Annotated in this window: 20 protein-coding genes; 10 read left to right on the top strand and 10 right to left on the bottom strand. The window is 37.0% G+C overall.

Annotation, left to right across the window (positions count from 1 at the left end; translation table 11 throughout):
- Nucleotides 1-56: 56 nt before the first annotated feature.
- On the bottom strand, nt 57-476 hold the full coding sequence (locus tag L659_RS0121560) for a DUF3429 domain-containing protein (protein WP_024591878.1): 420 nt from the start codon (nt 474-476) through the stop codon (nt 57-59).
- A 282-nt stretch (nt 477-758) separates the two neighbouring features.
- Between L659_RS0121560 and ahpC the strand changes: the two genes are divergently transcribed.
- Both ahpC and ahpF read left to right on the top strand, forming a co-directional pair.
- Nucleotides 759-1,328, top strand: a complete 570-nt coding sequence (gene ahpC / locus L659_RS0121555) for an alkyl hydroperoxide reductase subunit C (protein WP_007581822.1) — start codon at nt 759-761, stop codon at nt 1,326-1,328.
- Between the two features lie 154 nt (nt 1,329-1,482).
- Nucleotides 1,483-3,057 (top strand): alkyl hydroperoxide reductase subunit F, encoded by a 1,575-nt coding sequence (gene ahpF, locus L659_RS0121550; protein WP_024591877.1) that lies wholly within the window; start codon nt 1,483-1,485, stop codon nt 3,055-3,057.
- A gap of 344 nt (nt 3,058-3,401) precedes the next feature.
- Here the strand turns inward: ahpF and L659_RS0121545 are convergent, their stop codons facing one another.
- The 3 genes from L659_RS0121545 to L659_RS0121535 all read right to left on the bottom strand — a co-directional run bounded on the left by L659_RS0121545 (nt 3,402) and on the right by L659_RS0121535 (nt 7,040).
- Nucleotides 3,402-5,423, bottom strand: a complete 2,022-nt coding sequence (locus L659_RS0121545; protein ID WP_024591876.1) for a GAF domain-containing hybrid sensor histidine kinase/response regulator — start codon at nt 5,421-5,423, stop codon at nt 3,402-3,404.
- A gap of 415 nt (nt 5,424-5,838) precedes the next feature.
- Nucleotides 5,839-6,060, bottom strand: a complete 222-nt coding sequence (locus tag L659_RS0121540; RefSeq protein WP_007581825.1) for a hypothetical protein — start codon at nt 6,058-6,060, stop codon at nt 5,839-5,841.
- 206 nt (nt 6,061-6,266) lie between these two features.
- Nucleotides 6,267-7,040: an undecaprenyl-diphosphate phosphatase gene (locus tag L659_RS0121535; RefSeq protein ID WP_024591875.1), complete on the bottom strand. Its 774-nt coding sequence runs from the start codon at nt 7,038-7,040 to the stop codon at nt 6,267-6,269.
- A 236-nt stretch (nt 7,041-7,276) separates the two neighbouring features.
- On the opposite strand from L659_RS0121535, the gene L659_RS0121530 reads away from it, so the two are divergent.
- Genes L659_RS0121530 through L659_RS0121520 form a run of 3 tightly spaced genes read left to right on the top strand, consistent with a single transcriptional unit; the run spans nt 7,277 to nt 9,398 of the window.
- Entirely contained in the window at nt 7,277-7,564 is a 288-nt protein-coding gene (locus tag L659_RS0121530) for a hypothetical protein (RefSeq protein ID WP_024591874.1), read from the top strand.
- Nucleotides 7,561-9,156 carry a PepSY-associated TM helix domain-containing protein gene (locus L659_RS0121525; protein WP_024591873.1) on the top strand — a complete coding sequence of 532 codons (1,596 nt, stop codon included), beginning with the start codon at nt 7,561-7,563 and terminating at the stop codon, nt 9,154-9,156. The genes L659_RS0121530 and L659_RS0121525 overlap by 4 nt, the downstream gene beginning before the upstream one ends.
- Nucleotides 9,153-9,398, top strand: coding sequence for a hypothetical protein (locus tag L659_RS0121520; RefSeq protein ID WP_007581829.1), 246 nt, complete (start codon nt 9,153-9,155; stop codon nt 9,396-9,398). The genes L659_RS0121525 and L659_RS0121520 overlap by 4 nt, the downstream gene beginning before the upstream one ends.
- 9 nt (nt 9,399-9,407) lie before the next feature.
- Here the strand turns inward: L659_RS0121520 and L659_RS1000000123990 are convergent, their stop codons facing one another.
- On the bottom strand, nt 9,408-9,581 hold the full coding sequence (locus L659_RS1000000123990; RefSeq protein ID WP_407072740.1) for a DUF6363 domain-containing protein: 174 nt from the start codon (nt 9,579-9,581) through the stop codon (nt 9,408-9,410).
- Nucleotides 9,582-9,642: 61 nt separating this feature from the next.
- Between L659_RS1000000123990 and L659_RS0121510 the strand changes: the two genes are divergently transcribed.
- Nucleotides 9,643-10,515 (top strand): SMP-30/gluconolactonase/LRE family protein, encoded by an 873-nt coding sequence (locus tag L659_RS0121510; protein ID WP_024591872.1) that lies wholly within the window; start codon nt 9,643-9,645, stop codon nt 10,513-10,515.
- Nucleotides 10,516-10,549: 34 nt separating this feature from the next.
- Here L659_RS0121510 and L659_RS0121505 read toward each other — a convergent pair whose 3' ends face one another.
- The 3 genes from L659_RS0121505 to L659_RS0121495 all read right to left on the bottom strand — a co-directional run bounded on the left by L659_RS0121505 (nt 10,550) and on the right by L659_RS0121495 (nt 13,549).
- Nucleotides 10,550-11,005: an NfeD family protein gene (locus L659_RS0121505; protein ID WP_024591871.1), complete on the bottom strand. Its 456-nt coding sequence runs from the start codon at nt 11,003-11,005 to the stop codon at nt 10,550-10,552.
- Between the two features lie 21 nt (nt 11,006-11,026).
- Entirely contained in the window at nt 11,027-11,980 is a 954-nt protein-coding gene (locus L659_RS0121500) for a slipin family protein (RefSeq protein ID WP_007581832.1), read from the bottom strand.
- A gap of 129 nt (nt 11,981-12,109) precedes the next feature.
- On the bottom strand, nt 12,110-13,549 hold the full coding sequence (locus L659_RS0121495; protein WP_029769960.1) for a diguanylate cyclase domain-containing protein: 1,440 nt from the start codon (nt 13,547-13,549) through the stop codon (nt 12,110-12,112).
- A 384-nt stretch (nt 13,550-13,933) separates the two neighbouring features.
- Here L659_RS0121495 and L659_RS0121490 point away from each other — a divergent pair, with 384 nt between their 5' ends.
- Nucleotides 13,934-14,827, top strand: coding sequence for a cation diffusion facilitator family transporter (locus tag L659_RS0121490; protein ID WP_024591870.1), 894 nt, complete (start codon nt 13,934-13,936; stop codon nt 14,825-14,827).
- Between the two features lie 84 nt (nt 14,828-14,911).
- On the opposite strand, the gene L659_RS0121485 is transcribed toward L659_RS0121490, so the two are convergent.
- Nucleotides 14,912-19,411 (bottom strand): EAL domain-containing protein, encoded by a 4,500-nt coding sequence (locus L659_RS0121485; RefSeq protein ID WP_024591869.1) that lies wholly within the window; start codon nt 19,409-19,411, stop codon nt 14,912-14,914.
- Nucleotides 19,412-19,577: 166 nt separating this feature from the next.
- Here L659_RS0121485 and L659_RS0121480 point away from each other — a divergent pair, with 166 nt between their 5' ends.
- From L659_RS0121480 to L659_RS0121470, 3 genes are all read left to right on the top strand, one after another.
- Entirely contained in the window at nt 19,578-20,129 is a 552-nt protein-coding gene (locus tag L659_RS0121480) for an isochorismatase family protein (RefSeq protein ID WP_024591868.1), read from the top strand.
- Between the two features lie 148 nt (nt 20,130-20,277).
- Nucleotides 20,278-21,744, top strand: coding sequence for a methyl-accepting chemotaxis protein (locus L659_RS0121475; RefSeq protein WP_024591867.1), 1,467 nt, complete (start codon nt 20,278-20,280; stop codon nt 21,742-21,744).
- On the top strand, nt 21,728-22,252 hold the full coding sequence (locus L659_RS0121470) for a DUF6436 domain-containing protein (RefSeq protein WP_024591866.1): 525 nt from the start codon (nt 21,728-21,730) through the stop codon (nt 22,250-22,252). Before L659_RS0121475 ends, L659_RS0121470 begins: the two co-directional genes overlap by 17 nt.
- 60 nt (nt 22,253-22,312) lie before the next feature.
- Here L659_RS0121470 and L659_RS0121465 read toward each other — a convergent pair whose 3' ends face one another.
- Nucleotides 22,313-22,870 carry a TMEM165/GDT1 family protein gene (locus tag L659_RS0121465; protein WP_024591865.1) on the bottom strand — a complete coding sequence of 186 codons (558 nt, stop codon included), beginning with the start codon at nt 22,868-22,870 and terminating at the stop codon, nt 22,313-22,315.
- Nucleotides 22,871-22,890: the final 20 nt, after the last annotated feature.

Genomic DNA, 22,890 nt, shown 5'->3' with positions numbered 1-22,890 from the left:
AAATAGCAGTGCGCGGATATTACCTTATTACCACGCAATATTTAAGTTTGCAGCCACTATTTAGGGTAAATACTCATACCAATAGTAAGGATATGACACACAAACACAACAGAGGTAAGTACTACACGCATTTTTTGATAATCTTTATGATAGGTTTTCCATTGAGGCGTGGCTTTTTCAAATATAAGTACTAACCAAAAACTAGCACCTAGCCAAGCCAGTGCCCACTCTACAGGTAAAAATGATAAAAATGGAACTGGGATAACAGGTAATACCGCTTTAATTGCATTGCTATAGCTTTGCTCTCCGGCACGCCACAAGCTACCTGCCATAAATGCTAAAATGGCGATACTGTAAAAAGTAAAAAACTCTAAGTTAAGGCTATTACTGCCAAACATAAGCGGCCAACCCACACACCCTAAAAACGGGATTAAGCCTAAGTAACCTAGTTGTATGTGGTTAAAAAATTTTTCCATTACGGCGTGCCTTATATTTAATGACTTATTTGAAGCGCGGCTATTGTAGCAGTATTGCGATTAGCGATCTTAATAATTCGCCAGCGTTTACAATCCAAGTAATGCTTACGATAACAGGGATTATATAGTTCAATCCAAAAAACCGATTGCTTTAATCTAAACAATCAATTTTATTTAATTATCCATTAGCCTTATTGTATTAACCAAGCCAACGCAGAAGGTCGTTTTAAACGAGAGCGTTGATTACTTTTTAAATACATTAAATATAGATGAGGAAATACCATGAGCACTTCATTAATCAATACTAAATTACAACCATTCAATGCAACCGCTTACCACAACGGTGACTTTGTAGAATTGTCTGAAAAAGATGTTCTAGGTAAATGGTCAATCTTCTTCTTTTACCCAGCAGACTTTACATTTGTATGTCCTACTGAACTTGGTGATGTTGCAGATTATTACGCACAACTTCAAGAAATGGGCGTAGAAGTTTACTCAGTATCTACTGACACTCACTTCACTCATAAAGCATGGCACGATACGTCAGACACAATTGGTAAAATTACTTACCCAATGATTGGCGACCCAACAGGACGTATTACTCGTAGCTTTGGCGTAATGATTGAAGAAGAAGGCTTAGCACTTCGCGGAACATTTGTAATGAACCCAGAAGGCGAAATTAAAATTATCGAAACTCACGATTTAGGTATTGGTCGAAGCGCTAAAGAACTTGTTCGTAAAGTACAAGCTGCACAATACATTGCAACTCACGACGGTGAAGTTTGTCCTGCATCTTGGCAGCCAGGTGAAGACACACTTGCACCTTCACTAGACCTAGTTGGTAAAATCTAAGTATAGATTTATTCCTACTATAAGGGCAGGTAACTGCCCTTAAATCAACGAACATCCGTTTGTTGGTGCCTCCTATATCAATATACTTGTTTAAGCACATGCATTATTTGGCATGGGAGGCTTGCTGTTTAAATTTTCCTAAAAGGGTTAAGCCATGTTAGATAACAACATAAAAAATCAATTAAAAAGCCATTTTGAATCGCTTACTCAACCTGTTGAGCTGCTTATTGCCTTGGATGACAGCAAAAAATCAGCAGAAGTAGAAAGCTTAGCGAACGATTTAGCCTCACTGAGCGATAAATTTACGGTAATGAACAACCCAGATACAAGCGCGCGTCGCCCGTCAATGGTTGTACATTCACCTATTAAAAACACTCATATTACGTTTGCAGGCGTACCTATGGGCCACGAATTCACAAGTTTAGTGTTAGCTCTTTTACATACTGGCGGACACGCAAGTAAAGCTAAAAGCGAAGACATTGAACAAATACAATCGTTTACTCAAGAACTTAACTTTGAAGTATATATAAGTTTAAGTTGCCAAACGTGCCCGCAAGTAGTCCAAGCACTTAATACTATGGCAGCGACAAACAGCAATATTAAAGCGACCATGATTGATGGCGCATTATTTCAAGATGAAGTAGAAGAGCGAAATATTTTAGCTGTACCGGCTGTATATTTAAATGGCGAACCATTTAGCCAAGGTGCACTAAGCCTTACCGACATACTCAATAAAGTAGATAGCAAAGGGGCACAGCGCCAAGCTGAATCGCTAAGTAAAAAAGATAAATTTGATGTACTTGTAATTGGTGGCGGGCCTGCGGGCGCATCGGCTGCGATTTACTCAGCACGAAAAGGGTTAAATACAGGTATTGTTGCCGACAGATTTGGTGGACAAGTTGCAGATACATTAGCAATAGAAAACTTTATTTCGATTAAGGCGACTGAAGGGCCAAAATTGGTTGCCCAGCTTGAAGAGCACGTTAAAGAATACGATGTAGATGTAATGCATAATCAGCGTGCAGCGGCACTTGGTTATAACAATGGCTACGAAATTACACTTGAAAATGGCGCAGTACTCAAAGCTAAGTCGCTCGTACTTGCCACTGGTGCACGCTGGCGCGAAATGAACGTACCAGGGGAGCAAGAATATCGCGGCCATGGTGTGGCATATTGCCCACATTGTGATGGCCCTTTATTTAAAGGTAAACCTGTTGCCGTAATTGGCGGTGGTAATTCAGGTATAGAAGCGGCAATCGATTTAGCTAATATTGTGCAAAGCGTTACGGTACTTGAATTTGCAGACACACTACGTGCTGATGAAGTGCTTATTCGTAAAGCTAAAAGCATGGCTAATATTACTATTATCAAAAGTGCACAAACAACCGAAGTACTTGGTGATGGTAAAAAAGTAACTGGCTTAATGTACACAGATAGAGTGTCGGGAGAGAGCAAAGAGCTTGAACTTGCCGGTATATTTGTACAAATAGGCTTAATACCAAATACCGAGTGGTTAAAAGACAGCGACCTTGAATTAAGTAAATTTGGTGAAATACTGATTGATGCTAAAGGCGCAACGTCACTACCAGGAATTTACGGCGCGGGGGATGCAACCAATACTCCGTTTAAACAAATTATTATTGCAATGGGCAGCGGTGCAACAGCAAGTTTAGGTGCATTTGATTATTTAATTCGTCACTCTGAAGAAGCTGATCAAAGCGCTGCTTAATGTAATTAGTAAAAACTCTCTTGATATAACAGCAAGGCTACACCCATAGCTGTTTGTTAACCCAAGCCGCCCTTCTCCAAAGGCGGCTTTTTTAATGCTTAAGAATTAGCACACGATTTAATCGCACCCACCGCCAGTATAAGCGGATGATCCACGTGATGACTTAGCACTGATAAATGTAACTAACAGCAATACGCCAGATACGATAACTATTGTTATTGATGAGCTCCATTGCCCAGTGGAAACGGCTTTAAATACCGCAACAATAAGCACTGTTAGTAATATAGTTCTAATTATGTTTTTAATTTTATATCCTTATTTAACCAATCAGTTGACTACAAACGTTAGCTAACTTTAGCGGTATGCTCAAGCGCGTTAATAACTGCTTTTTCAAGTATGGGTAGTTTAAAAGGTTTTGATATAAACATATCCATACCGGCTTGTTTGCAGGCAAGTTTATCTTGTGATGAAGTATTAGCAGTTATAGCCACTATGTAGGTTTCTTCATGCGAGCAGATTTTTTCTGATCTAAGCTGCTTTGTTGCCTCAAATCCATCGAGTATGGGCATTATGCAGTCCATAAAAATAAGGTCATAATGCTTTTGGCGACATTTTAATACAGCATCTTGGCCATCAACTGCAGAGTCGGCTTTAATATTAAGTTTGCCTAAAGAAGCGTGAAGCACCAACCTATTAATATCGTTATCATCGACTACAAGCACTGATAGTTCACTGCCATTGATATCTAACGTTGATTTAAGGCTTTCTTGTTTTTGTTCTGTCCCTTTCTCAATAGGAATATTTACTAAAAACGTAGTGCCTTTATTAGGTGTACTTTTTACCTTTATTTTTCCGCCCATATATTCAACAAGCTCTTTTACTATTGCAAGGCCAAGGCCTGTTCCACCTTTTGAATTTTTAGCATCTACTTCTTGAGAAAAAGGAGAAAACAGTGATTCTAAAAAGCCTTTACTCATTCCTCGACCTGTATCAGACACTTCAATATTTAAACTTAGCTTATTTTTTATTTTAGAAAGGCTGGTGTTTAGTGTAACTGAACCATTTTCAGTAAATTTAAGTGCATTACTCAGTAAGTTAGAAGCAATCTGGCTAAGGCGTGTGTTGTCGCTAAACGCCCAGCAGTTGTCATCAATTGTATTACTTACTTGTAGCGTTACATGCGTGTTTTTAAATAGAGGTGTATATAAAGAAGTTAAATCGGTAAAAATTGTTTTTAGTAAAAAGTCAGTAGGTTCAAGCTTTAGCTCACCATGATTAATTTTAGAAAAATCGAGCACTTCGTTAATAATACTAAGTAAAATATCGGCGCTTCTAAGTCCTATTTTAATTTTTTCAGCGCGAACTTCTTCACTGTGTTCATCAACTAATGTGGTTAGCATACCTGTAATGCCATTCAGTGGGGTTCTTAATTCGTGGCTGATTTTAGCAAAGAGCATGCTTCTGTCTTCAAGTAGGCGCTCTGCTTGAGCTTGCTTTTGTTTAAGCTCTTCTCGTAGCATTACTGATTCGGTTACATCTTGGCAGGTGCCAAATAATCGGACACATCGGCCTTCATCAAATTCGGCCTCACCAAAGGTAGCCACCCATAAGTGTTTATTTTTAGCGGTTACTATTTCTAGTTCTAGATTCCATTTTTTGCCTTTTTCTATGGCTAATTCTACCGCGCGAGTAATGCCTTCACGACTTGGGCCTTCTTTATAAAACTCGATTGCAGAATTCATTTGCGGTTGAAATTGTTCATCCACTTCATGTATGAGATATGTTTGCTCGCTCCAGGTAATTTTATCGGAGACTAGATCAACCTCCCACGTACCTATATTTGCAACGTGCTCTAACTTTAATAAAGTATTACTATTTTTTATTAGTTGTTCTTTAGCTTGGGTGCGAGCAAATTCCGATCCAAGCCATTGTGCAAATAATTCGATGTAGTCGTAAGCATCATCGTTAAAAGCGAGGGAGTCTTTTGCGGATGAAAAGTTAACGGTGCCAAATATTTTATCACCAATTTTTATTGGCGCGCCAATATAAGACTCTAACTGAAAGTTTATATAACATGGGTGGTTTGCAATTGCACTTTGAGATGCTTTATGAAAGGCAAGTGCAGAGCCTGCAGCGAGCGTATGTACGCAATAGGTGCCTTGTAATTCAAACACGGTACCGGGTAAAAGTGAATTGTCAGGGGTTTTGGCATATAAAACGGTGTAGCTGTTTTCATCTACTTTACTAATAATACCTAGCTCAAGGTCAAATACTTCTAACCCAAACACTAAGAGCTTATTAATTTTATTTTCAAAATCAAGAGATTGATTAGAAACTATATCGTGAAAACATCGTAAAAAATTCAAAAGAAAACACCCCGTAAGCTTTTGTTCAATTTATATAATACATAGGCCAATTAGGGCACTGGTATTAGTTTAAAATCCAGTTTAGCAGTTTTAATTACTAATAACTAAAATTGATACGTATTAAATTTTATAACCTTATGTTTTTATGAACTAAGTTAGTGGTTTATTAATAGTAGTTGGGCTAAGTAAAAACCGAGCAACAAAGAGTAAATTGTCCCTAGGCAGAACCCAAAGGGCAGCGCATGTTTGGCATTTATGCTACGTTATCGCCTATTTATGGGGAATAACCACACTACATAGGCTCTGCCTTGCCTAAATACCAAACAGTCTGCTGCAAATTTAACCTCGAAAGATAAACAGGCCCTTGTATATAGCGCAACATGCCGCCGAGCATATAATACTCAGCGGTATACTTTTAATACGTTGAATTTGGGGTATATTGCGGGTTGATATCGCCGCCTACTTCCTCTGGGTCAACATCGTTAATAAGCAGTGTTTCACGTACAGCTTCAATGTGATCAAGCACGCTTTGGTAGCGCTCGCCATATTCATACTTTGTCACCTCAATCGCTTTAGGCATGTAAGTAAAAGCTATTTTTAGGGCGTGGAGTGCTTCTTCGTTTATTTTTTCGCTCATAATATTCTCTTATGTGTAGGCTATAGCTAACCTGAGTTCTGGATAATAAATCTATCTCAAGCAGCTATTTTTAGCGCTAACTGCGTTGAATTTCCTTGCAATAGACCAGCTATTGACGCGTAAATTCGCCTTGTTTTCACCAAAAATTTCTAGCTAGAGAGAAACAGACTTAAATATCGTTATTATTTATAGTGTTTTTAAATCTCTTAACCAGAATTCAGGTTAGTTAATAAAATAACACCAAATACGATTCGGTAAAGACCAAAACTAACAAAAGTGAAATTTTCTAGAAAGCGTATGAATAGTTTAATAGTAAAGTAAGCGACTATAAAAGACGTTAAAAAACCCACAGCAAGGGCAGTTAGGTCATCTAAGCTAAACAGTTGGTAATGTTTAAGTAAGTCGTACCCTGAGGCTGCTGCAAGTACAGGTAAACCAAGTAAAAATGAAAATTCAGCGCTGGCTTTTCGGTTTAAACCACACAACATGGCACCAACAATAGAGCTTCCAGCACGACTAGTCCCTGGAATTAACGCAAATACTTGTGCTACGCCAATCCAAAGAGCTTGTTTATAAGTAACTTTGGTTACATCGGTAGTTGTGCAGTGAGTCTCTTTATAACTGCGCTCTAATAGTAAAAAAATCACACCGCCTACAATAAACATAACACCTACTACCGGTACGCTAAACAGTGTTTTTATTACATCACTAAATATAAAACCAATAATACCCAAAGGAATAAATGCAATGGCAACTTTCACCCATAAATTGAAATGTTTAGGGCTGAACTTGTCTTTATAGTTGGCTAGTACCGCTAAAATGGCGGCAAGCTGGATAATTACTTCGAAGGCGAGGTTAGCGTCTGTTGATTCAATGCCTAACCACTTTGACGCTACAATTAAGTGCCCAGTTGATGATATGGGTAAAAATTCTGTTATACCTTCAATAATACCTAAAATAATTGCGTTAATTATATCCACGGTTTACTGCTTCCTGAAAAATTAAAAAGCCCGAACTCGGCTTAACTGAAATGACGCATTACTGCGTACCTAAATTGCGAGGCGTAGCATAAAAGCTCTTAAGGCAAACCAACAGTGTTTTTAGGCTTAATTTGTTTAATAAATTGCATTAAGCATTAAATGCACAATATAATGACAATTGTTATCATTTGCATGTGCTGTTTTGTATATGTTTGGGCAAATTTATTGAGCGAATAATGAATAATAAAAAAACGTTTACAGCTACACGGCGAAGGCACTTAATTGCGTGTGTATTAGCGCTAGTTACAGCGGTAATAATGATTCCGGGTATGACAACCTATTTACCGTTTCAAATGAATGAACAAATATTACTGCCTATTTTACTCTTTCCTATTATTTGGACTGCGTTGTTTATTTATGCGTATTTGGCGCAAAAAGTATGGCAACCTTTTGTAGTAATGATTGCATTGTGTGTATTACATGGTTTATTGAGTTTTTGGGCGTTAACGCAGGGGCAGGGATGAAGTCGATTACTTTAAAAAAGCTATTTTTATTACATAGCTGGGTAGGAATTATTACTGCGGTACTGCTATTTATTGTTGCATTTAGTGGGGCGTTAGCAGTTCTGTCGCGACCTGAGTTAAAAATATGGGCTAATCCAGAACTACAATCTAGCCAATACGTTGCCAGCGCGCAAATTAACCGACTAGTAAACGAATACCATAAAAAAGTACCTAGTGAATTTGGCGAAAACATTCATGTGTTTTTACCAAGTGGGCATAACTTTCATTTGTTAACGTTGGTATTTGAATCTCACCATGGCGATGAAAATTACGACCAAGAGGTGGCCAGAGTATTTCAATTTCATCCCAATACGTTGGCGCTGGAAAATACTTACTATGGGCCTAGTAAAGAGTTTTACGCCAATAAAAAAACGGATGCGCCAACTTATATAGGTGAGTTTCATGCAGATTTGCATTTAGGGCGACCAATTGGGTTAATACTCACTGGGTTTTTAGGTTTAACGCTTTTAGTAAGTGCAGTGACAGGCTTGTTTATTCATCGCAAATTGATAAAAGAGCTCTTTACGTTTAGGCGAGATAAAGGGTTAGATATTGCAGTAAGCGATGCTCATAAGGTTATAGGTATTTGGGGCAGCGTATTTAATATTGTGATTGGTTTTACAGGATCATTTTTAGGGCTCGCAACCATTATTTTACTACCAGCAGCTGCGTTTGTGAGCTTTGGTGGCGATCAAGATAAGTTAATAGAAACGTTTACCGCTATTCCTGAGCCTGTAGTTAGCCACATTAAGCAACCTACAAAAATAGACACTATTTTAGAGCATGCTCATAGTCGTTACCCTGAAGCAATAATTAGGGATGTCACAATAATGGCGCATAACGATGCGAATGCGCAGGTATATTTGCGTTTGTTAGGTGGCGAGGCTGTTGCTTCTCAGTTACTGCATTATCAGGGCAATGGTGAGTTTGTGCAGTCGATGAGTAGTTTTGGTGATATTTCAGGTGTTTCGATAAAAGTAATTGAGTTGATGTTTCCGCTGCACTTTGGGAACTTTGCAGGAGTGTTTGTAAAATTACTTTGGGTATTGCTTGGCTTAAGTACTGCGCTTTTACCTATTTCGGGCATGATGATGTGGCTAACAAAGCGCACACGTGGCAGTAGCCCTTCACTGAGTATGCAGGCATATGCACGCTGGAATCGTTTTATTATTGGCAGTTGTGGCGGTTTGGTATTAGCAAGCTTTGTGCTATTTCCTGTGCAAGTTTTACTTAATTATAGCGTTGTTGGTGTGGCGCAAAATAGCTTTTTTGGACCCGTGTTCTTTTATACGTGGTTGGCATGGTTACTCTTAAGTGTATTACCCATAGGTTATAAAAACTACTTTAAGCTGACTCTTTTACTATGCGGCGCTTCGCTTGCTTTGGTGCTGCCACTTAATATTTTACTTGGCGTTAGCAATGTTATTAACCTTAATAGCTCGCTTGTCGCGGTAGTAGATATAAGCTTTATGGTGGTGGGTATCGTGTGTATGTTTGTTGTCTTAAAAATAAAAAACACACAAAAATTACAAATTGAGGTACAACCCGCATGAACGAGCTACTAATTACAATTGCGATGGTAAGTTTATTATTAATGATGCTCAACCTACGAAAAAACACACTTACATTAGCGACTAAAACATTTTTAAGTGCACTGCTATTTGGTTTAGCGCTGATATGTTTTATGAGTGTTTACGGTATTTTAGGCGGTGCAATATGCACCGTTGTGGGAGCTATGTTAGCTGGTTTACTAACCGCAGTTATTGCGGGTAAAGCACCGCAATTATTAGGTTAAATAATGCAGTTATTTAGCTAAAAAGGCCTTAGCAGTATCAACTCCCATGTTGTAACCACTATTAAGTATTTCAAACTTTTTAGTGGTACGCCCAACTTTAAAATTAGCCGGTGGTCCAATGATATTGATTTTGCAGTCACTAGGGCGTGTTGATAAATTAAAGCCAGGTACACATCGCGAAATTCACTGTTTTCTGGTAAGGTTTGGGTTACAAGGCTTTGTTAATAATAAAGAATAAGTATTTATGTTTGACCCTAGCGTAACCATTTTTGAAAGCACACAGAATCAGCTTGCAGAAAGTCCTCTTTGGCACCCTATGCTGAATACTTTTTTTTGGGTCGACATAAATAAAAAATTACTTTTAAGCAAAAAAATACACAGCGAAAGCCAACCAAAAACAGTTAATATGCCCGATACGCTCAGTGCAATAGCGTGGATTGATGAGCAGCACTTGTTGCTAGGTACAAGCACTGGTTTATATAAATACCATATTAATTCGAGCACTCGCCACCTTATTCTTAATATTGAAAATACACAACTAAATAGGCGTTCAAACGACGGCCGCGCTGATCCATGGGGTGGTTTTTGGTTAAGTACAATGAACGTAAATGCTAAAAAAGGTTACGGTAAAATATACCGTTATTATAAACACCAGCTTAAAGCCGTTGTAAGTGGTTTGAGTATCCCAAATGGATTGTGCTTTGATAAGCCACGTTTACGCGGTTATTACTGCGACTCTTTAACGAGTTGTATTTATGTATTAGATTTGGATGAGCAAACTGGCGAACCTTGCTCTGAGCCACGTGTTTTTTATCAATTTAATAACACTGATGTTGACCCCGATGGCTGCGTAACCGACCAATTAGGTAATTTGTGGCTAGCTGTTTGGGGAATGGGGTGTGTTATATGTTTATCCCCAGGCGGTGAGCTAATTAAAACAATAAAGCTTTGTGCAATAAAACCGACATGCACCGCATTTGGTGGTGAAAATGCTGAATTGTTACTTGTGACATCGGCATTTGATGAATCGATTAATAATACTGTTAGTGAACAAGGCGCTGTATTTCAAATCTCAGGCATAAAAAACGGGCAGTTTGAGCCGCCCGTTTTACTGTAATTTATTATACACAGTGCTTGTTTTAAAGTGATGATTAGCTTTTAGGCTTAATCCACATAACACCCACTTCTTTTTTGGTTACTAAAACCTCAGTACCGGCGCTAATTGGTTGCTCACTTTTGAGTTTCCAGCTAATACCTGAATATTGATGTGTAGTTAAACCTTGTTCTGTTACATCGCTAGTAAGTACAAAAGTAAGTTCAGCAAAATCACTATTCACTTGCTTCTTATCTACGCGATTTTGCATTTGTTTTAATGGTTTCCAAAGTGCAACGGCCAAGCCAGCTGTTACAACTGCATTACTCCAAAGGGCTGTTGTTAATGAGTCAGGCAAAATACCAAAACTCATTAATAATCCTGTAAGGAATAACGATAATCCAAAAAACAACAAAATAAATGTAGAAAGGCCAAGTACTGCTACTTCTATTATTAAAGCAACAATACCAAGTACCATAAGTGTTTGCGGTAAATTTTGCGTAATAAAATCCATACAAACCTCTTTATTTAGTTATTAACCCAGATGCTTTTTATTTAAGCTATTAATGATTGCCATACCTTGGGCAACCATTGAGCTTGCATCTGTCGCGTTGTCTGGTAGTAATACAATTGATGATTCACGAGCAATAGCTTCTTTAGCCGCGATTGCTTTAGTTGCTAAATCTAGCTGAATTGCTTTTTGACCTTGCTCTGTATCTGCAGCTTCACCTATTTTAATAAGTGCATTTGCTTGTGCTTCTGCAACTGTAGTAATAGCTGTTGCTTCACCTTCAGCGCGTAAAATTTGCTCGGCTTTGTCGGCTTCAGCAGCAAGTACTTGTGCTTGTTTTTTACCTTCAGCAACGTTGATATTTGCTTGGCGATCACCTTCTGACTCTAAAATTTGAGCTCGTTTAACACGCTCAGCTTTCATTTGTGCTTCCATCGCTTCCATAATAGAGTTAGGCGGCACAATATCTTTAATTTCGTAGCGAAGTACTTGAATACCCCAAGGCTCAGATGCCTGGTTTATAGCTGCAACAATGTTGGTATTAAGTAAATCACGCTCTTCAAATGTTTTATCAAGCTCCATTTTACCTAATTCTGAACGCATTGTTGTTTGTGAAAGTTGTACAACTGCAAACGTATAGTCGTCAACGCCATACGTTGCTTTGTATGGGTCTAGTACTCTAAAGTACAGTACGCCATCAACTATAAGTGAGATGTTATCTTTAGTGATAGCTGACTGCGATGGTACATCTTGAGCTTGTTCTTTTAAGCTACGATCAGCCGAGATTCTATCAATAAATGGAATAATAAAGTTAAGGCCGGCTTCTTTAGTTGATTGGTATTTACCAAAACGTTCGATTAACCAGGCGCGGTTTTGTGGTACAAATTTAACGCTACTTTTTAAAAGCACGATAACAAAAACAAGTAAAAAAGCCTCAACAGTAAAAACCATATCGAGAATTTGTGTGACTGGATCCATTTAAACATTCCTTATAATAATTAAACGCTGAGTGGTTGTATTGTTTATAATTTCAGCGTGTATAGATTATCACTACAGCGAACTTTTAACCACTAAAACTCACTGTAGCGCGCCGACTTAGTCGGTTTTTTAAAAACTGGCTATTTTATTTCTGCCTGTTTCTTTTGCGTTATAAAGGGCTATGTCGGCGTTAGTTATTACTTCTTTAGGTGTTGTTTTTTGATTGGGTATAAGGCTATAAAATCCAATACTCAAAGAGAGGTAATTACTAGCACTTGAAAAATTATGTTCAATTGCGAGTTCTGCGATTTTTTCCTGAATAAGAACAGCAAACCTTTGACAATGATCTGTGTCGACTGCAGGTAAAATTATCGCAAATTCTTCACCACCGAAACGAGCGGCTAAATCACCTTCACGTTTACAAAGATCATGCAGCGCTTTGGCAACTCGTTTTAACACTTCGTCTCCGAGCTGATGCCCATAGTTATCGTTATAACGCTTAAAAAAATCAATATCACACATTATTAAACTAATGGGTTCTTTATTACGTGCGCCGCGCTTTATTTCGCATTTTAAAGTTTGATCAAAACAGCGTCTGTTAGCAATGTTTGTAAGGCCATCAGTATTAACTTGTTTGTTAAGTTTATGATTGGCATTAATGAGTTGCTGTTGAGCTTGTTGTAGCTCTTGCTTATAATTTAAATTTTTGAAAGCATTAGCAAGCATTTCACCTACTAACCTTAGGCGAATAAGGTCTAAATCAGTCCAGTTTCGCTTTTGAACAACGCAATCACAGCCTATAAAGCCAACGAGCTCTTTGTCATAACGTAACCCGATGCAAAGTACTGATTTTATTTTTTGTCGCTGAAAAATTATTTTTTCGCTCGTTGCTTGGATAGGTAACAACGTTACATCGTTAACTCTAAATAAGTGAGTACGGGCCATTAAAGTAAAAAAATAAGGGAGGTCGCTTTTTGGAAGGTCCTGTAAGTCGTCTTTAAATGCTTGTATATCGTTATTTACCCATTCGTGAGTGTTATTTATTGTTTTACCGTCCTCGGCAAACTTAAATAAATAACTTCTATCTGCGTGGCATACGGTACCAATAGCTTTTAATGCATAGTTGATATGCTTATCAACGTCGTCGTTTTGAATATCAATTAAGTCAGTTGATATGTTCGAAATGATATTATCAAAATCATATTGTTCTTCGACATTGTTATTTAATATATCAATGATAATAATTGAATGTGAGTTAGGTAATTTTGCAAATTTTACATTGAGTAGTAATTTAGATGTTTGTTTTGATAAAGCAAACTGGCATTGATTATTTGCTGTAAAATAGTCTAAGAATAGATCTTCGATTAACAGTTCTTTTTTACTGTGATGATTGGTCAAAGTGATGTGTGCAAAATCAATTTTATTAAAATGTGATTGGTCTTTTAAGCCAAACAAGTCCTGTGCTTGGCTGTTAACTTTAAATATATTTTCATTGGCATCATAAAGTAATACACAAAACGGCAGTAACTCCAAGTTTCGCCATATTTCATCTGATAGGTTATTACTCACTCAACTCTCCATGTGTTTAAGCCACAATTAAATTGTTATCTATTGTATTTTTTATTGTTTTTACTTGGGCGTGTTAATCGTCCTTAGATCGAGCTCAAAGGGCAGCGCATGTTTTGTATTTATACTGCGTTATTGCCTATTTATGGGGAATAGCCACACTACATAGACTCTGCCTTGCCTAAAAAACAAAAATACTACTGCAAATTCAACCACCGAAGTTCAACAAGCCCTACTAATTATTAGCACATTTTTTTTGATTTACTAAGTTTTTAGTGCGTTTGAGGGCGGTACGTATTATAATTGATACTGTATATCATTACCCTTTTCTACTCTAAGCCATCTTTGGTTTATTTGCACTTTAAGTATAGGTTATTCAAGCATTTCATGACAGAAATCACTACACACCAAGCTTCTCGTCGTCGGTTACTTATTGCGCTAGCAATTACGTGTTCGTTTATGGTAATTCAGGTTATAGGTGCTTATTATTCTAATTCGCTTGCTGTACTTGCCGATGCGGGGCATTTGTTTGTTCACAATAGCTCGTTATTCATCGCACTGATTGCATCAAGTCTCGCTATTCATTTTGCTAAAACCTATAACGATGGTCATCAAAGAGCCGAGCTTTTGGGTGGTCTGGTGAACGGATTTTTATACCTAGCAATCAGTTTAATTATTTTGTATGAAGGTGGTGAGCGCTATATACACCAGCATGAAGGAAATGAGCTGGCTATTAATAGTTATTTAATGTCGGTTATTGCTGCTATTGGTTTTTTGTTTCATGGTGCTGCTGCATGGGTTTTATATAAAGGCCGCAAAGCGAGTATTAATGTTTACGCGGTATTTTTACATTCATTCTTTGATTTGATTTCTACCGTATCGACATTTGTGGCTGGTATTCTTATATATTTTACGGGCTGGGTTGTTATCGATATTTTATCGAGCATGTTAATCGCCTCTTTCGTGTTGTTTACCGGTATTAAGGTTATTATTAGTTGTATAAAAGGTTTACGCTTAAATAAGGCAAAACTCCCTAAAGTAGCAGATATTGAAAGTGAGATTACAGATATGGAGCATGTTCACAATGTCCATAACGTCACTGTAACGCGTAAATATAAGGGTGTAGTAGTCGGGGCGCACGTTGTACTTAAAGAGCATTGTACTATTGAAAAACACGATGAAGCATGTCGTATGAAGGTAGAACAACTGTTAGCTGAAAAATTTAATGTACGCAATAGTGTATTACAAATAGAAAGCCACGAATGCCATCACATCCATTAGTAGCATCTAATTAATATAAAAGCGTGTAATAATGATTAGCACGCTTTTAATGTTTCAAATCAAATCAAATCAAATCAAATCAAATCAAATCAAATCAAAGATATTGCTAAAACAATCGCTTTTACGTAAGTCTTTAGCATCCATTGGCCTTGCAAAGTAATAACCCTGCAGTACAGTACACCCAACCTCGGCTAAAAAGATCATCTGTTCGCGCGTTTCTACTCCTTCTGCAATACAGTAAAGATCTAGGTTTTCGGCCAACGAAAGAATGGTTTTAATAATCGACTCATCACCTTTATCTATACCAATACTGTTTACAAAGCTTTGATCTATTTTAATAACATTAATAGGAAATTGGCTCAAATAGGTGAGTGACGAGTAACCAGTACCAAAATCATCAAGTAGTAATTTAAACCCAGCAGCTTTTAAGTTTTGTAGCTGCTTGGCTGCTTTGAGTTTATCTTCTAGTAAAATACTCTCTGTTATTTCAAGTCTTAATTGTCTTGGATGAACTTGAGAGTCCGCTAATATGGACATTAGCCGCTGGGTTATGTTTGTTTTTAAAATGTGTTTAGGAGATAAGTTTAAAGATATATAAAACAATGGGTTTGCGCTTAGTATAGGTGCAATTTCAATAAGAGCTCGTTGCAATGCTTGCTCAGTAAGGAGCTCTATTAAACCGGTTTCTTCTGCTACCGGAATAAAAAGTGCTGGGGATACTAACTGGCCTTCATTTTTCCAGCGCATGAGTAACTCCACGCCATTTATTGTTTTTTCTTCTATGTCGATAATGGGTTGATAGTGATTAAAAAATCGGTTGTCTTTCACTGCATCTTTTAAATCATTTTCGAGCAGTAATTTTTGTTTTATCAGCTCATTCATTTCATCGCTAAAAAACTTAAAGTCGTTTCTCCCGCCTTGTTTAGCGTGCATCATCGCAACATCGGCATTACGGATAAGTATATCGGTGGTTACAGCATCGAATGGGTATAGAGCTACGCCAATACTGGCTGAAATATTAATAGAGAAGTCTTCAATAATTACTTTATTAGCTAACTCATTACTAATTTTTCTTACTGTATCGCGAAGAGACTGAAGCGATTTTATATTTTGAATCAGCACTAAAAATTCATCACCACTTTGGCGACCAAGTTTTGCGTTTGCGCCAAGCATACCGTTTACTCTTTGGGTAATATTACAAAGCAGCTTATCGCCAACTGCGTGGCCAAAAGAGTCATTAACAGGTTTGAACTTATCTAAATCAATAAATAATAATGCGCATTGTGTATTACTCTCATTGGCATGTTTAATCGCTTTTTCAATGTTTTGATACATTAAACTACGATTTGGGAGATGTGTTAGAGGGTCAAAATTAGCCAAATAGCGCAATTCGTTTTCAGCACGTTTTTGCTCAGTTAAATCTGTAATAACAACTACGTAGTAGCTTGCAGTATCTTTTGTTACGGCTGTGGCGCTTATATGTATTGGATGTTCGTTACTTTTTGCTGTTTTTATATAAGCATCACTTTGCCAGTTTTCTGTAGCTTTTAATTTTTTTAGAATATTTGCAAACTCTCTACATTTATCTTTACCAATGGCCCTAATAAATAATTTTGGACTAATTTTAGTGGCTGCTTGTTCATTTGAAAACGTTTCAATAAAACTGTTGTTCGCAGAAAATGGCATTAAATGTTTATCGAGTATAAGTAACCAGTCGTTTATTTGGCTAAACGCTTCACCTAAAATTTTTGCTTGTTGCTCATTAGCCCGTTGCTCAGTGATATTGGTATATATGCCAGAAACATATAGCGGCTCATTTGTTTGAGGATCGTATATAACTTGTCCTGTATCTTGATACCATAACCAATGCCCTTCTTTATGCTGTAAACGATAAGTTGCTTGCCAGTTTTGCTGTTTTTTGTACTTGAAGTAGTTTTCCCATTGGTTTTCAAAACGACGTCGATCATCTTTGTGTATTAGCGCTAAAAATTGTTCTATGTGTACGCGTACAGGTAAGCCTGTATAGCCTAATTCACTTCCTCTGAGCGTACTTACGGAAGCATCTTTAAAATTATAATCCCACACGCCGCTTTTGTTATTTTTAAGCGCGAGTTCTGTTTGCTTTTGCGAATGAATAGTGGCTCTATGCGCTTGTTCTATTGCAACTTGGCGGCTGCGGTATTGCCAAAAAATGAAAAACAACACGGCAATTATTAAAATTACATAGGCGGCAATAGCAAAGGGCGACTTCCATGGTGCGTAGGCTACATTTATTCGAATGCTTATCAGATCACTGGTTCTAAGCCCTTCTTTAGTATGTGCCGATATTGTTAGCGAGTAATTACCGGGTTGGAGTTTAGTGAAAAAGACATGATTAGATCTTAAGTCTTCGTAGGAAAGCGAAGTGGGTCCATCAAGAACTACTTTATAATACGTTTTTTCGACATTCGGGTATGCAAAGGTGGAAAAATTAACGGTTAAGCCCATATCCTCATAATCTAACTCAAGAGGCATGTTGAGATATTTATTAGGTATATAATTCAGCTCTCTCGTAAAAAGGTTAATATCTGTAATGGCTAATTTTTGATGGCTAAGCTGTTCTTGTTTTAAAAAGTCCGATGGGTCAAATACAATAGCGCCTGTGTTGTTAGTCCCAAACATAAGCCGACCATCATTTAGTGGTATTGCGGCAATAGCTGAAAATTGGTTCGTAACTAAGCCGTCTTTTGTTGAGTAACTTGCCAAACTAAGCGTATCGAGGTTTAGCTGATATAACCCATTTTTAGTGCTAATCCATAAAAAACCATATTCGTCAGGTAAGAGGGAATATATTTCGTCAGTATTAACAGCATTTTTTGAGCCAATGTGATGCTTAATTTCGTAGGTTATTGGGTCTACACCAAATAAACCTTCATAGGTACTGGCTAACCAGAGAATATTTCTTTTTGAATCTAAATAATAGTTTTCTATCGTTGTAAAAAGGCCATTCTTAGGGTTTAGAGTTTGAAAGATACGTGTTAATTTTTGTGTTTTCTCGTTGTACCTATATAGGTTTTTATTTGTACCAATAACAAATTCATTCGGGTGGCTTTCTAATGGGGTATGAAACGAGTAGGCATTAATGGGGTCTAACAGTTCTTTAAGACCTTTTATAACTCTAGATTTGCCCGTTTTTTCATCGAGTACATAATAGTTTTTATCAGTTAAAAATGCATATTCATTCGATTTTATTTGAGCGAAACCAAATATATCATATCGTATTAATAAACCTTTATTAGCACCTGTGTTTTCAATAATTTCGCCGCTTCTCTTGTCAAAAAATTGAAAACCATTAAAAGTTGATAACCATAGGTAATCGTCTCCTATTGATGATGGAAATATATCGTAAATAGCAGCATTACCAAATGCAGCTTTGGGATCGGTGGTATTGAGAAAAATATCGGTTTGTTTAGTGAGTGGATCATAACGGGCAATGCCATCATCGGTAGCAAGCCATATGATATTATCTTTGTCTTGATAAATTTTGTGGATGGTATTGTTACCAGGTAAAAGTATATGTTTAAATCGGCGTGATTTAATTGGCCAAGTAAATACGCCTTGGGTTCTTGAGGTAAGCCAAAGTGTACCAGACTTATCGATCATAATATCATTAATAGAGTTTTCACTTACATCAAACTTACTTTTATCAAAGCTTAATATGAATTCAAACTCTCCAGTTTCTCGATGGTAGCTATATAAACCTTTTTCTGTCGCAACAAATTCGCCGTAAATACTATTGATGTATTCCCATATATTATAGTCTGGGATTATGGTTGTTATATTTGAACTGTCTATTTCTTTATTATCATTAAAGGCAATTTGGTACATACCTTCAACAGTACCGACGAGTAAACCTAACTCGTCATCCACGTTTAAAAACTTTACATTTTTATTGTCTGCGGTTGTTTTCTCAGGGGAATGAAATGGCAATTCAACTAATTGGTTAGTCGCTAAGTTTGCAGTAAATAAACCACTATTAGCGCCCACATAGAGTGTATTTTTGTCGATTTTTAATGCTCGGATATAATCATCTTTGCTAGGTAAGCTTAATATTGATACAAAAAGCTTACTTGCTTTATCGTATCTGAATACTTGTTCATCTATGGCTAAATAATAAAGACCATGCTGTTCAGCTATTGCTGAAATAGGAGAGTAAAGCTGCTTTTCTTTATCTATTTGTCCAGAGTAAATTTTTTCTGTTTTTAGCGTTATTGGATCAATAATGTATGCACCTGCAATATCGGTGGAAACTATCAACTTACCATCATTTGTTTTTAATAATGCATATATGTAATGTTTATCTAAACCAAAACCGCCGTCAAACGTGGTAACTTGATACCCATCAAAACGGTTTAAACCTTGCTGAGTCGCTACCCATATAAAGCCGATATCATCCTCTTGAATGTTGACAACATAACCATGCGAGAGACCTTCGTCAGTAGAAATTCGTTGTAATTGTTGAGCATAGTTTTGTGATGCAAAAGTGCTTTGGATGCATAGTAAAAAAACAATGGTGATATGAAAAAAAAGTTTGCTCAAACGCACTTATAAACACTCTCAGTGGAAGATAGGATGATACTTAGCTAGATAGTAAATATAGCATAAGTTTTTATTTTTTAATTACAAATAATATACGTAAAGTTAAAAGCTCTATTTTCAAATAGTGAGCTAATCTATATAGATAACAGCTAATGTTCATAAGGAGAGTATAGTGGTTTTATCTAATATTGATGCAAAAAACAGCGTGTTATTAATAATAGACTTACAAGCGTTGCTTGCTCCTGCAATTAAAGACTTTCCGAATATTTTAAAAAGTACATTGCAGTTAGTGCAGGCCGGTATTATTCACGGCGTCCCGGCCTTAATAACCGAGCAATATGTCAAAGGGTTGGGCGAGACTAATCAGCAAATTAAAAATACGTTACCTAATGCTACGTATTTTCATAAAACGTACTTTAGTGCGTGTGCAGAGCCTGGCTTTGTTGATAAGTTAAAAAGCTATGGTAAAAAGCAAGTTGTTGTTGTTGGCACTGAAGCACATGTGTGTGTTTTACAAACATGCTTAGATTTAATAGAAAATGGTTTTGAAGTTATTATCGTACACGACGGAGTTGGCTCGAGAAATCCGCAACATAAAAATTTGGCGATTGAACAGCTACGCCAAGCTGGTTCGGTAATTTCATGCGCTGAAATAGTTATTTTTCAATGGACAAAAAAAGCAGCAACACCTACGTTTAAAAAAATACTGCCTATAATTAAGTAGACCGCATGTATGTAATGTAAATTAAATGTATTATTTTTTAATGTGTCGGTAGTTTATTATTGTGTTCAGTAAACTGAAACTCGTTTTGATACGTATATTGCAAACTGCTTTATAAAACAACAATGCAAACAACAATTTTAAGGTTCTTATGTCTAGTATTGGCCGGTTATTTACAATTATTTTTAGTCTTTTGTTTGTCGAATCTATCGCTATTGGCTTGTATTTCGACACATTAGCGCAGGCCTTTATGATAGGTTTGCCATTGTGTTTATTACCTATATGGCTTTTAAACACACAAGGGGACAGTCCTGTTACCCCGCATGTGGTAGCTGCCGCCATAATGATGTTTTCTTTTTTGCACATTCAACAAACTTTTGGGTTGATTGAAGTCCATTTTGAAATATTTATTTTAATGCCCATGTTAATTGTTTTTGTACAGTGGCGAGTGTTTATTACTACAATTGTATTTGTAGCTGTTCATCATTTATCTTTTTATTATTTACAAACTCAAAATACAGGGTTTTACGTATTTGACCCTGATAGGCTTGCTTTTACTACGGTGCTTATTCATGCTGGATACGCAATAGTTGAGGTGCTAGTTGCAGGCTACATCGCTATAACGTTGCAACGCGAACGTCGTGCGGGTTTATCTTTAAGTTATGCGACAGAGCAAATAATGAAAGACCCCGAAAACATTAAACTCTCTCTACGCGCTGATGACACTAAAAGTGAGGCTGTAGCAGGGTTTAACACGTTACTAGATTACTTATCTGATGTTATTAAACAGGTACAAACTCAATCAGAATCACTGCAAAAAAACTCACAAGAGCTTATTCATGTTCATGATCAGTTGGCGGGTGGCGCAGTACAGCGTACACAACAAACTGATGATATTGCTAATTCTGGCGCTCAAGTTGCTAATGGTTTTAAACTTGTAGAAGAAGAAAGTGAGGTGCTTAAGCGTCAAGTAGACCATATTACACAAGCTGCGAGCGATGCATTAAAAGAAGTACTTCAAACAGACGCTAAAAGTAGAGAGCTGCTAACACTACTTAACCATACCGAAGAAAAAATTAACCACTTAGTGGCTGCGGGTGATGTTATTTCAGGTCTTCTTAATGAGATATCAGGTATTGCCGAGCAAACTAACTTACTTGCTTTAAATGCTGCTATTGAAGCTGCCCGTGCAGGCGAGCATGGTCGAGGTTTTGCTGTTGTTGCTGATGAGGTGAGATCTTTGGCTAATCATAGTAAAGCAACAACAGATAAAATTAGTTTAACATTAAAAGATCTCGTTAATAATAGTAAAACGTCAACGCAATCAATGAGTCAGTGTGTAAGTTTTGTAGTGGATTTAACAAGTATTAGTGCTGCGATGAAAGAGAATATTTCAGCAATGAGCGAGCAAATAGCTGCAGTATCTTCAAGCTCTGATTCAGTTGCACAAGTTGTAGCTGAGCAGGCAGGTAATACTGAATTAATAGCAAGCAGTACTGATACTATGCGCCAAAATCAGTACCAAGATACGCAAATAGTGCAGCAGTTAACTGCTAAGGTGCAGTTAATAGACGTAAGTATTGATTTGTTAGAGCAAAGCATTGCCAAGTTTAAATAAATCTAACACTTTCGTATTTTCGCTTATAGCTACATGGCTTATTTGTGTTGTTGCAGGGTTAGTTTATTTTCAATTAGAGCAGCTTAAACCGTTTGATAGCTCAAAAATTTTATTGCAAAAACATTGGTTTAGTAATTTTAAAAAGCAATTAGATTGGGTTGATACTGGTGAGCCGTCTTTAGTGATTATAACAGAAAAAAACTGTGGGTGTACTATACAAGCTAAACCACATATTTCATCGTTAAATTCTTTTGCTACAAATAAAGGCATGAAGATTGTGCAAGTTGAATTAACACCAATTCTTAAACACGTTATTCCAGCTACTCCTGCTGCTGTTATTATTAACAAAGCGGGTGAATTTGTTTATGCAGGGCCGCTCTCCGAAGGTCTAGCTTGCGCCCAAGGAAGTGGTTTTGTTGAAACTGTGGTCACTAATTTAGCTGCTGGTTTTAACTCAAATCTCTTAATTACACAAACCAAGGGATGTTACTGTGTAAATAATGCATAAATAACGTATCGATAAACTAAAGCTCGCACTTTAATCAATAGTTGCGAGCTTTAATATTGATTAAATTGTAACTAAGCCATAAATACCTAATGAGACAAACACACAAGCAGCAATAGCACGTACAGTGTTTAGTGATATTCTTTTTAGCAATGCATTTCCGGCGTATATAACAGGCACGTTAGCAATTAGCATACCTAACGTGGTTCCTACTGTTACCCAAAACACAGACTGATATTGTGCGCCTAATAGTACGGTGGCTATTTGTGTTTTATCACCAATTTCTGCAATAAAAAATAATACAAAAGCGACTAAAAAAGCCCCGTAGCTATCATATTTACTACTTACAGTTTCGTCTTTGTCTGGAATTAATAGCCAAAGGCCAACGACAATAAAACTGATGTTTACAAGCCAAGGTAAGTATTCAGAAGAAAAACTATTAGTTAACCACTGCCCAAACCATGCTGATAAACCATGATTGAGTAAAGTTGCGGCTAAAATACCAAGAATAAGCGCGCCTTTATTACGAAAACGGGCGGCTAACAGGAGCGATAAAAGCTGGGTTTTATCGCCTATTTCGGCAAGTGTGACAGTGACGGTTGAGGTTAAAAAAACTTCCATTATTGATTCTTACAGGCGGG

It is taken from the genome of Pseudoalteromonas sp. S8-8, assembly GCF_000497875.1.
GTDB lineage: Bacteria > Pseudomonadota > Gammaproteobacteria > Enterobacterales > Alteromonadaceae > Pseudoalteromonas > Pseudoalteromonas arctica.
This window is presented reverse-complemented; position numbering and strand designations above follow the sequence as displayed.